We start from the raw sequence: 10744 nt of genomic DNA on the forward strand, positions 1-10744 counted from the left end.
GGATCCCGCGCGCGACCCGGTCAGTCGAGCGTGACGCCCGCCGCCTGCACGGCGCGCAGCAGCGCGTAGCCGTCCGCGCCCTGCAGGACGGGGATGCCCTCGTGCGCGGCGCGCTGCTCGGCGCGCACCGACTCCTGCGCGGGAGCGGGCAGCCCGTGCGCGAGCACGTGCTCCGTGAACGTGAGCTGGCGGATGAGGACGGCGCGCACGTGCTGCGGGCTGTTGGCCGCGGCTGCCGCGAAGATCTGCGGGTCGTGCTGACCGTCGTCGCCCACGAGCACCCAGGCGATCTGCGGGAAGTCCTCGGTGAGCCGACGGAGCTGGCCGAGCTTGTGCGCGCGGCCGCTGCGGAACCACCCGGTGTTCGTCGGACCCCAGTCCGTCAGGAGCATCGGGCCGCGCGGGTAGCCGAACCGACGCAGGAACCGGCCCACCGCCGGGGCCGCGTTCCAGGCGCCCGTCGAGAGGTACACCACCGGGATCTCGGGCCGGCCGGCGATGAGCCGCGCGTACAGGCCCGCCATGCCGGGCACGGGCTCGCGCGCGTTCTCGTGCCTGACGAGCGTGTTCCACGCCGCGACGAAGATGCGCGGCAGGCGGGTCACCACGACGGTGTCGTCGATGTCGCTGACGATCCCGGAGCGGACCTCCGGCCCGACGACGTGCACGGGGGCGACCGCGAACGCGCCGTCGGCCGCGCGCAGCTCGACGTCGTGCCACCCGGGCGCCAGGTCGCTCTCGAGCCGCACGTCGAGGTAGCCGCCGCGGTCGGTCGTCACCACGTGCGTGCGGTCGCCGACCCGGACCTCGACGTGCGCGCCCGCGACCTGCGCGGTCGCGAACGAGCGCCAACCACGCACGGCCGGTGCGGTGCTCGCACCCGCCTGCGCCGCAGCGCCCGCACCCGGCAGGTCGCGTTCTTGGACCACGGGCGCGGCCAGGAGGGTGCGGGCGAACACCCGCACCCACCCCGGCGCGCCGTAGCCCGCGTACGGCTCGAGCCGCAGCGTCCAGCCGCGGCGACGCAGCACGGCCGCGACGCGTCGGTCGAACGCGTCCTCGAGCCGGGCGGCGGGGTGCAGCCGCGACGCCGGGTTGGTCGACCCGGGTCGCTGCGCGCCGGGCCGGACCGCCCGCAGGTCGTCCTGCTCCCGGGCGTCGGGCGTCGGGTCGGGGACGAAGGGCCGGTCCGGCGCCATGGCCCCGGACTCGTGCTCCGCCTCGCTGCGACGCCCGCCGCCGGTCGTGCCTGTGCTCACCTGGCCGCCGACGCCTTGCGTGCCGCACCGGAGGCCGCGCGGGCAGCCTGCTTCTCCGTGCTGGCGGAAGCGGTGCTCAGGGCGCCGCCCGAGGACTCCAGGTGGGCGCGCACGAACCAGTGGAACAGCTCCAGCTCGTGCAGGTGGCCCACCAGCAGGTCGTTCGTGACGGTGTCCAGGTCCTCGACGTCGTCGGCGGCCTTGCGGTGCGCGGTGATGACGCCGATGTACACCTCGTCGAGCGCACCGAGGTGCTCGTCGGTGGACGCGCGGCCGATGCTGTAGTCGTCCCACGTGCGGTTCTTCACCAGCGCGCCCGGGGTGCCCACGGGCGCCACGCCGAGCGTCGCGATGCGCTCCGCGATGGCGTCGACCATCGCGCGCACCGCGTCGACCTGCGGGTCGATCATCTCGTGCACCGCGATGAAGTGCGGTCCGACGACGTTCCAGTGGATGTGCTTGAGCGTCAGCGCGAGGTCGTTGAGCGAGTCGAGCCGCTCCTGGAGGACCGCGGCGACCTGGGCACCTTCTTCAGCGGTGAGCGATGGGACGGTGTACTTCGGCAGGTCCTTGCGTGCCATGTCGATCTCCTCGTGTCGTCACCAGTGGACGTCCGTCCCGGTCCGTGCCGGGGTGTCCACGCTGCCTCACGCCCGCGCGGTGCGCCAACGCTGGGGCAGCGGATGCATGGACCCCGGACCGAGCTCACACACGACCATCACACGACCCCTGACCTGCGGGCCGCGAGGTCATCCTGCCAAGTCGGCGGCCGGATCGCCCGCACCGTCCGTGAACGGGTCGCCGCGTTCGTCGAGGCGCCGCGCGACGTCGTCGGGGGAGAGCTGCTCCAGGTCCGGCCCGATCTCCTCCCACCACCGGGGCGCCGCGACCCGGGGCTCGTGCCGTCCGCGCAGCGAGTAGGGCGTGATCGTCGTCTTCGCGGGGTGGTTCTGCGACCAGTCGAGCAGAACCTTGCCGGCGCGGACGTCCTTGCGCATGACCGCGACCACGAGCCGCGGGTGCTCCTGGGCGAGAGCGTGCGCGAGGTCCCGGGCGTACTGCCGCACCTCGACCGCGGGACGGCGCCGGGGCAGCGGCGCGTAGAGCTGCATCCCCTTGCTGCCCGACGTCACCGGCACGGTCTGGCGCAGACCGTCCGCCGCGAGCCGTCGCGCGACGAGGTGGGCCACCAGTGCGCACTCGGCCAGGCCCGCACCCGTCCCCGGGTCGAGGTCGACGACGAGGCGGTCCGCGCCGCGCACCACCCCGCGCCGTGAGACCGACCACTGCGGTGTGTGCAGCTCGAGCGCGCCCGCGTTGGTCGCCCACACGAGGCCCGCGAGGTCGTCGAGGAACGGCAGGTCGAGCTCCGTGCCCTCGTCGTCGTTGCCCGGCGCTGCCGGGAGCACGCGGTGCCGCAGCCAGGCCGGCGCGCCCCGCGGCACGTTCTTCTCGAAGAACGGCTGGCCGTCCACGCCGTCGGGGAACCTGATCCTCGTGACCGGGCGGTCCTGGAGCTGGCGCAGCAGCGCCGGCGCGACGCGTACGACGTAGTCGATGAGCTCGGCCTTCGTCGTGCCCGTGGACGGGTACAGCACCTTGTCCAGGTGCGAGACGCGCACCGCCACGCCGCCCACGTCGACGGTCTGCTTCTCGGGGCTCATGGCGCCTCCCACGGGTCGGGGGTGGTGTCGTCGCGCACACCGCGGACGACCGGCTGGCGCAACCGGCCCTGCGGCGATCGCGTCAGGTACCGGACCTGCACGACGAGGGTCGGCTCGCACCAGTGCGTCCCGCGCGCGTCCGGTGCGGGGACCTCGTCGGCGAACGGGCTCGTGGGCAGCGCGACCGAGGTCAGGACCTCCTGCACGGCGCGGGCCGACACGCCCGTCAGCCCGCTGCCGGCGCGACCCAGGTAGCGCAGCGCGCCCTGCGCGTCCGGCGCGCCCAGGAGCACCGCCCCCAGGCGCCCCGTGCCGTTCGTCTCGTCGCGCCAGCCGCCGACGAGAGCGGCCCGCGTGCGCCGGTGCGCGACCTTGACCCAGTCGGGCGAGCGCACGCCCGGGCGGTAGGTCGAGCCACGCCGCTTCGCGACGACCCCCTCGAGCCCGTGCTCGCGGGTCACGGCCCACAGCTCCTCCCCGTCGTCGTACACGGGCGAGGACGACACGTGCTCGGGCAGCGTCAGCGCGTCGAGCGCCGCGCGCCGCTCGTCGTACGGCCGCGCGGTCAGGTCGACGCCGGCCACCCGCAGCGCGTCGAACGCGAGGAAGGTCACGGGGCGCGACCGTGCGAGCTCGGCCGCGCGGCGCGGGTCACGCACGTGCATCCGCTCGGCGATCGCCGCGAACGAGGGCACGCCCTGGTCGAGCGCGACCACCTCGCCGTCGAGCAGCACGTCGTCCAGCGCCGCCAGCCCGGCCAGCTCGGGGTAGGCGGGGGTGATCTCCCGCTCGGCCCGGCTCCAGAGCCGCACCGTCCCGTCGCGCACGTCAGCCAGGGCGCGCACGCCGTCCCACTTGACCTCGAACGCCCAGCCGGCGCCGCGCGGCAGCACGCCGGAGGGCGCGGGGGTGGCCAGCATCGGGTGCACGGGTCCATCCTGCCGAGAACGGCTGCGCAGGTCGCGGCAGGGCCGCCGGGCGTTTTGCCAGGGCACAAGGGCCCTGGCGCTGGCAGGCTGGGGACAGGTTCGAGACACGGAGGCGCACGATGCGGGCGATCTGGAAGGGCGCGGTCGCGTTCGGCCTCGTCAACGTGCCGGTGCGGCTCTACGCCGCGACCGGTGAGCACGAGGTCACGCTGCACCAGGTGCACGCCGCCGACGGCGGCCGCATCCGCTACCGCAAGGTCTGCAGCGTCGACGGCGAGCCCGTGACCATGGACGAGATCGCCAAGGGGTACGAGACCGCCGACGGCGAGCTCGTCGTGCTGACCGACGAGGACTTCAGCCGGCTCCCGTTGGCCACGGAGCGGGAGATCGAGGTCCTCGAGTTCGTCCCCGCCGACCAGGTCGACCCGATCCTGCTCGGCAAGACGTACTACCTCGAGCCCGACAAGACCGCCGCCAAGCCGTACGCGCTCCTGCGGGGTGCGCTCGAGGAGGCAGACCGGATGGCCGTGGTCAAGGTCGCCCTGCGCCAGCGCGAGTCCATGGCGGTGCTGCGCGTGCGCGGCAAGGTGATCTGCCTGCAGACCCTGCTGTGGCCCGACGAGGTGCGCGCCGCGGACTTCCCGATCCTGGACGCCGACGTCACGGTCAAGCCCGCCGAGCTGGCGATGGCGCAGTCGCTCGTCGACTCGCTCGCAGCAGACTTCGACCCGTCGCAGTTCGAGGACCGGTACGAGGGCGCGCTCACCGAGCTCATCGAGGCGAAGGTGTCGTCGGGCGACACGCGGTCGGTGCCGCAGCCGGCGCGCGAGGAGGGCGCCGAGAGCGGGGGCGAGGTCGTCGACCTGCTCGCCGCGCTCCAGCGCAGCGTCGAGAAGGCGCGCACGGCCCGCGGGGACGCGCCCGCCGACGAGGGTGCAGCCGGCACGGCCAAGGCGCCCCGCAAGTCGAGGGCCAAGGCCACGGCCGACGACGACGAGCCCACGCCCACGCGCGCGAAGAAGGCGAAGGCCAAGGCGTCGTGAGCCCGGCCGCGCCCGGGCGTGCGTCCGACGCCGAGCGCCGCGACGAGGCCGTCGCCGCGCTCCGGCGCATCGCGTTCCTGCTCGAACGGTCGCAGGCCAGCGCCTACCGCAGCGAGGCGTTCCGCACCGCGGCGGAGGTCGTCGAGCAGCAGCAACCCGCTCGCCTCGCGACGCTGGTCACCACCGGGGGGCTGACCGAGCTCCCGTCTCTCGGCGCACGCACGGCCGGGGTGGTCGAGCTCGTCTGGCGCGGCAGGCCCGTGCCCTACCTCGTCGAGCTCGAGGACGGCCTTGCGGCGGCGGTGGCGGCGCAGGGCGAGGCCGCAGGGGACGACCTGGCTCAGGCTCGTGCTCTGCACGCTGCGCTGCGCGGCGACCTGCACGCGCACTCCGACGCGAGCGACGGCGCGACCTCGATCCAGGAGATGGTCCTCGCGGCGCTGGAGCTCGGTCACGAGTACCAGGCGATCACCGACCACTCGCCGCGGCTCACGGTCGCGCACGGGCTGTCGGCCGCGCGCCTGCGCGCCCAGCTGACGCAGGTGGCGGCGCTCGACGCCGCGGTCGAGCCGTTCCGGGTGCTGTCCGGCATAGAGGTCGACATCCTCGACGACGGCCGGCTCGACCAGGACCCCGAGCTGCTCGACGAGCTCGACGTCGTCGTCGCGTCCGTGCACTCCAAGCTCGCGATGGACCGCGCGGCCATGACCCGGCGCATGCTCGCCGCGGTGCGCGACCCGCGCACCGACGTGCTCGGGCACTGCACAGGACGCCGCCTGCTCGGCCGCCCGCGCGCCCAGAGCGAGTTCGACGCCCGTGCGGTGTTCAGCGAGTGCGCCGAGCGGGGCGTCGCCGTCGAGATCAACTGCCGGCCCGACCGGTTGGACCCCCCGCACGACCTGCTCGCGCTCGCCGCGGAGCTCGGTTGCGACTTCGCGATCGACACCGACGCGCACGCCCCGGGCCAGCTCGACTGGCAGCTCACGGGCTGCGTGCGGGCCGTCCGGCACGGCATCGGGGCGGACCGGGTGATCACCACCTGGCCCGTCGAGCGGCTCCTCGAGCGCACGCACGCGTGACGAAGATCGCACGCCACACGAGCCGACCTGCGCGGACGCGTGTCATCACCCGGCTAGGGTCACCCCTGCGGCTGCCGAGTCCGGAGCCGCAGGACCAGACAGGAGTCGAACTCTCGTGAGCCTCAACCGCACCGAGCTCGTCCAGGCCGTCGCCGGCAAGGCGGGCCTGACCGCCGCCGACACCGACAAGGTGATCCGCGCCTTCCAGGACGTCCTCGTCGAGCAGCTCGCCGCAGGCGAGACCGTCACGATCCCCGGCTTCCTCGCAGTCGGTCGCGCCGAGCGTGCCGCGCGCACGGGCATCAACCCGCAGACCGGCGAGAAGCTCGAGATCCCCGCCGGCCACCGCGTCAAGCTCACCGCGGGCAGCACGCTCAAGCGCGCCGTCCAGGGCTGATCCGGCGACGAAGGCCCGACCCCGCGGGGTCGGGCCTTCGTCATGCCCGGTCGCGGGCGTCGGACTCCTGCGCGGCCACGTGGTCGCGTCGTTCGAGGGCGAGCGGCAGGCCCCACCAGAACCCGGCCAGGACCACCAGGGCGATGCCTCCGACGACCAGTCCCGCGGTCCGGTCGAGCACGACGTCGAAGACGAAGCTCGCGCTGCCCACGATCGTCAGCCCCAGCACCATCAGGCCCCAGCGCGCGAGCGCGTTGCCCGCCTCGACCAGCTCGTGCTTCATCCGCTTGCGGAACAGCACCCGGTGCAGGGCCACCGGCGCGACGATCAGCGTCGTGGCGAGGATCGCGAGCGCGACGAGGACGAGGTAGAGGTCCTGCTGGTACGCGTCGAGGTCCCTGAACCGCTGCTGGAACGGGATGGTCAGCAGGAATCCCGTGAGGATCTGGGCACCGGTCTGCGTGACCCGCAGCTCCTGGAGGAGCTCGTCCCAGTTGCGGTCCATGCGCTCCGTGTACGTCTCGCGACGGTCGTCGGCGGGATCGGCGTGCGGGTCCGGCACTGTGCCTCCTCGGGATCGGCTGGATCATCCCGCAGCACGACGAGATCCGCGCGGCGAGCAGGAGCACACGCACGCGCGGGGGAGACTTGTCCCGTGACCTCCTTGCACGACACCACGCACCGTGACTTCGCCTCCGACAACTACGCCGGCGCCCACCCCGAGGTGATGGCCGCTCTCGTCGCCGCCAACGGCGGGCACCAGACCTCGTACGGCGCGGATGCGTGGACCGCACGGCTGCAGGAGGTCGTCCGCGGCCACTTCGGGGAGCACGCCGAGGCGTTCCCGGTCTTCAACGGCACGGGCGCCAACGTGCTGAGCCTGCAGGCCGTTCTGCCGCCCTGGGGCGCGGTGATCTGCACGAGCGACGCGCACATCCACACCGACGAGAACGGCGCCCCGGAGCGCGTGGCCGGCATCAAGCTGCTGCCCGTGCCCGCACCCGAGGGCAAGCTCACCCCCGAACTGCTCGACCGCGAGGCGTGGGGGTTCGGCGACGAGCACCGCGCGCAGCCGGGCGTCGTCTCGCTCACCGAGTCGACCGAGGTCGGCACGGTCTACACGCCCGACGAGATCCGGGCGATCGCGTCCCACGCGCACGACCTCGGGCTGCGGGTGCACGTCGACGGCGCACGGCTCGCCAACGCCGCGGCCGCGCTGGGCGTGCCGCTGCGCGCGCTGACCACCGACGTGGGCGTCGACGTCGTGTCGCTCGGCGGCACCAAGAACGGGCTGCTGTTCGCCGAGGCCGTCGTCGTGCTGCAGCCCGACGCTGCCCCCGGGATGACCTACCTGCGCAAGATGGATATGCAGCTCGCCTCGAAGATGCGGTTCCTGTCCGCGCAGCTGGTCGCGCTGTTCGAGGGCGACCTGTGGCTGCGTTCCGCGGCGCACGCGAATGCGATGGCCGCTCGTCTCGCCGAGGGGCTGACCGGCGCGGGGGTCGAGCTCCTGCACCCCGCGCAGGCGAACGGAGTGTTCGCCCACCTGACACCCGCGGTGGCCGACGAGCTGCGCCGGACGTGGAAGTTCTACGACTGGGCGCACGGCACGGTCCGGCTCATGTGCGCGTTCGACACCACCGAGCAGGACGTCGACGACTTCCTGGCCGCGACGCGTGAGGCGCTCACGGCGCACGTGTGAGGCTCGCCCTACGGGCGGGACGCTCGTCGGGTGGGACGCTCGTCGGGTGGGGTCCGCGGCGAGCATGGCCGAGGGCTGAGCTGGTTGACGCCGGTGGCGGGGGATCGGGTCACCCGCCACCGGCGTCCGTTCAGGTGTCGCTCAGGCCGTCTGGCAGAGCGCTCCGTTCAGCGTGAACGCGGTCGGGGTCGCGGTGGACCCTGAGTGCGTCCCGTTGAAGCCGAGGTCGAGCGACGAGCCCGGCGCGAGCGAGCCGTTCCACGCGACGTTCGTCGCGGTCACGTTCTGCCCGGTCTGCGTCCACGTGGCGCTCCACCCCTGGGCGAGCGACTGGCCGGTCGGGAGGGTGAACCCGAGCGTCCAGCCGGACAGGCTCGTCGTGCCCGTGTTCTTGACCTTCACGTTGACCGACATCCCCGAGCTCCACGTGCTCGCCTGGTACGTGACGGTGCAGCTGCCCACCGGGTTCTGCGTGGGGGTGCTGGTCGGGGTCGGCGTCGGCGTCACCGTGGGGGTGGGCGTCGGCGTGGGTGTGCTGGTGGGCGTCGGAGTCGGCGTCGGGGTGGGCGTGGGCGGCGGGTTGCCGGTGAGCTCACCGAGCGACTTGCCGGTGGTGCTGCTCGCACCGCCGAGCCGGACCTGGTGGTCGAGGCTGACGAACTTGCCGCCGTCCTGCCACAGCGCGGGCTTGAGCATCGCGTACTTGGCCGCGTCCCACGTCTTCCAGTCGTCGAGCAGCAGGCCGCCTGTGTCGCCCGAGTTGGGGTTGAGCGACCAGAACGTGTGCGAGATCTTGCGCTCGATCATCGTGTCGCGCAGAGCCGCCATCCAGCGGTCCTGACGCTCGTCCTGCCCGACGCGCCCGCCCCACTCACCGATGAGGAGCGGTGCGATGTTCTGCTTGTGGATGTAGAGCCAGTTCGGCTCCCACACGTCCGCCTCGAGCGTCGCCTTGGTGAACGGCTTGGCGAACCAGGTCTGCTCGAAGACGAGTGGCCCGTAGTCGTGCGGCGAGTAGACGAGCTGGTCCTGGTTCGCGCCGAGGTCGACGGGGTGGTCCTTGACGCCCCGCAGGTTCCCGCCCCACCAGGTGCCGTAGTACTCCTTCTCGTTGGTCGACGACCAGGAGACGCCCTCCTTGGGGTACGTCTCGATGCCCTCGCACAGGATCAGGACCTCGGGGTTGATCGCGAGGATGCGGCGTCCCGCCACCTGGCACACGTTCTTGAAGTTGTCGGCGTCGGTCGACGAGTCCCACTTCGCGCGCGGCGTCGAGTTCGCGGTGCCGTGCGGCTCGTTCTTGATGTCCATCGCGACGACGGTGTCGTTGTTCTTGTAGCGGGCCGTGACCCACTCCCACGCGGAGTAGAAGTCCTCCGTGGTGATCGTGCCCTTCCACCACACCGGGTAGAAGTGCCCGGCGTTGTCAGCCTCGGCGCTGTGCACGTCGAGCATGACCTTGAGGCCGTACTTCTCGGAGAGCTCGAGGAACCGGTCGAAGACCTGCAGCGTGGTCTTCCCGGTCAGGTCGGGGTTCACGTAGGTGTTGACGCCCGACGAGGGCGCGGCCTTGCCCGCCTTCCACTCGAGCAGCAGCTGCGTGGAGATCGGCACCCGCACGATGTTGATCCCGTGGTCGGCCATGGACTTCATGACGTCCTCGAGGTTCACGGACCACAAGCCGTGGAACACGCGCTCGGTCGCGTTGTAGCCGAACCAGTTGGCTCCCGTGAGCCAGACCTCGGTCCCGGCCTTGTCGACGATCTTGTTGCCCTGGACGTGCAGCCAGTCCTCGCCGGCGGCCTGGGCGGGGGCCGCGGCGACGGCGATCGGCGCGGCGAGTGCCGCTGCCGTGACGATGCCGGCGAGGACGCGCGCACGCAGCGTGCGTCGGCGGGGGTGCGGGAGTGCGGACACGGTTCTCCTCGTCGAGACGTGGGGGAGGGGGAAGGGGCGCGCCGCCGCGGGCGGCCGTGCCGGAGCACGACCGCCCGCGGCGGGTGTGTCACGCGACGGTGCAGGTGGCGCCGTTGAGCGTGAAGCCGGTCGGGGCCGTGTTGGTCCCCGAGTGCGACGCGTTGAAGCCGATGTCGATCACGCCGCCCGCGGCGATCGAACCGTTCCACGGCGCGTTCGTCGCGGTGACCGCCGAGCCGGACTGCGACCAGGTCGCGCTCCAGCCCTGCGTGACCTGCTGGCCGCTCGGGAAGGTGAACTTGAGCGTCCAGCTCGACAGCGCGGTCGACCCGGTGTTCTTCACCCGGAGGTTGGCCGACAGGCCGTTGTTCCAGCTGCTGGCCTGGTAGGTGACCTGGCAGCCACCGGTCGGGTCCTGGGTCGGCCCGGCCTGGGTCGTGGCCGAGACCGCGGACGACGCGGCCGAGACGTTGCCGGCAGCGTCCTTGGCGCGGACGGTGAACGAGTACGCCGTGGACGGGCTGAGCCCGCTCGCGGTGAAGCTCGTCGCGCTCGGCGAACCGACCAGCGTGGTGCCGCGGTAGACCTCGTAGCCGGACACGCCGGAGCCACCGGTGTTGTCGGTCGACGCGTTCCAGGTCAGCGAGACGCTGTTCGTCGTGACCGTGCCGACCGTGAGGCCGGTCGGGACCGACGGGGCGGTCGTGTCGGTGACGGTGCCCGACTGCGTCGTGGCCGTGACGGCCGTGGACGC

Annotated in this window: 11 protein-coding genes; 4 read left to right on the forward strand and 7 right to left on the reverse strand. The window is 72.9% G+C overall.

What is annotated here, in order from left to right; translation table 11 throughout:
• Positions 1–20 precede the first annotated feature (20 nt).
• The 4 genes from CGE01nite_RS00270 to ligD (CGE01nite_RS00285) form a co-directional block, all read right to left on the reverse strand.
• On the reverse strand, positions 21–1199 hold the full coding sequence (locus CGE01nite_RS00270) for an App1 family protein phosphatidate phosphatase (protein ID WP_053071516.1): 1179 nt from the start codon (positions 1197–1199) through the stop codon (positions 21–23).
• A gap of 56 nt (positions 1200–1255) precedes the next feature.
• Positions 1256–1840 (reverse strand): Dps family protein, encoded by a 585-nt coding sequence (locus tag CGE01nite_RS00275; protein WP_048341764.1) that lies wholly within the window; start codon positions 1838–1840, stop codon positions 1256–1258.
• A 168-nt stretch (positions 1841–2008) separates the two neighbouring features.
• The gene (gene ligD, locus CGE01nite_RS00280; protein WP_141368297.1) at positions 2009–2923 is read right to left on the reverse strand and encodes a non-homologous end-joining DNA ligase; all 915 of its coding nucleotides are present in this window, start codon (positions 2921–2923) and stop codon (positions 2009–2011) included.
• Complete coding sequence (gene ligD, locus CGE01nite_RS00285; protein WP_082156177.1) at positions 2920–3843, reverse strand: non-homologous end-joining DNA ligase; 924 nt, start codon at positions 3841–3843, stop codon at positions 2920–2922. The genes ligD (CGE01nite_RS00280) and ligD (CGE01nite_RS00285) overlap by 4 nt, the downstream gene beginning before the upstream one ends.
• Positions 3844–3971: 128 nt before the next feature.
• Between ligD (CGE01nite_RS00285) and ku the strand changes: the two genes are divergently transcribed.
• The 3 genes from ku to CGE01nite_RS00300 all read left to right on the forward strand — a co-directional run bounded on the left by ku (position 3972) and on the right by CGE01nite_RS00300 (position 6371).
• A complete protein-coding gene (gene ku, locus CGE01nite_RS00290) occupies positions 3972–4895 on the forward strand; it encodes a non-homologous end joining protein Ku (protein ID WP_048341763.1) in 924 nt (307 codons plus the stop codon).
• Entirely contained in the window at positions 4892–5974 is a 1083-nt protein-coding gene (locus CGE01nite_RS00295) for a PHP domain-containing protein (RefSeq protein ID WP_141368299.1), read from the forward strand. The genes ku and CGE01nite_RS00295 overlap by 4 nt, the downstream gene beginning before the upstream one ends.
• A gap of 115 nt (positions 5975–6089) precedes the next feature.
• Complete coding sequence (locus CGE01nite_RS00300) at positions 6090–6371, forward strand: HU family DNA-binding protein (protein WP_048341761.1); 282 nt, start codon at positions 6090–6092, stop codon at positions 6369–6371.
• Positions 6372–6411: 40 nt separating this feature from the next.
• Here CGE01nite_RS00300 and CGE01nite_RS00305 read toward each other — a convergent pair whose 3' ends face one another.
• Positions 6412–6933: a DUF6328 family protein gene (locus tag CGE01nite_RS00305; protein ID WP_141368301.1), complete on the reverse strand. Its 522-nt coding sequence runs from the start codon at positions 6931–6933 to the stop codon at positions 6412–6414.
• A gap of 93 nt (positions 6934–7026) precedes the next feature.
• On the opposite strand from CGE01nite_RS00305, the gene CGE01nite_RS00310 reads away from it, so the two are divergent.
• Positions 7027–8073 carry a threonine aldolase family protein gene (locus CGE01nite_RS00310; protein WP_141368303.1) on the forward strand — a complete coding sequence of 349 codons (1047 nt, stop codon included), beginning with the start codon at positions 7027–7029 and terminating at the stop codon, positions 8071–8073.
• Between the two features lie 141 nt (positions 8074–8214).
• Here CGE01nite_RS00310 and CGE01nite_RS00320 read toward each other — a convergent pair whose 3' ends face one another.
• Together CGE01nite_RS00320 and CGE01nite_RS00325 are read right to left on the reverse strand one after the other, a co-directional pair.
• Positions 8215–9990, reverse strand: coding sequence for a cellulase family glycosylhydrolase (locus tag CGE01nite_RS00320; protein ID WP_229747520.1), 1776 nt, complete (start codon positions 9988–9990; stop codon positions 8215–8217).
• A gap of 88 nt (positions 9991–10078) precedes the next feature.
• Positions 10079–10744, reverse strand: a 666-nt coding sequence (locus CGE01nite_RS00325) for a cellulose binding domain-containing protein (protein WP_174773393.1), incomplete at its 5' end; no start/stop codon positions are given.

Origin of the sequence: Cellulomonas gelida, assembly GCF_006538725.1 — a bacterium.
GTDB classification, from domain to species: Bacteria; Actinomycetota; Actinomycetes; order Actinomycetales; family Cellulomonadaceae; genus Cellulomonas; species Cellulomonas gelida.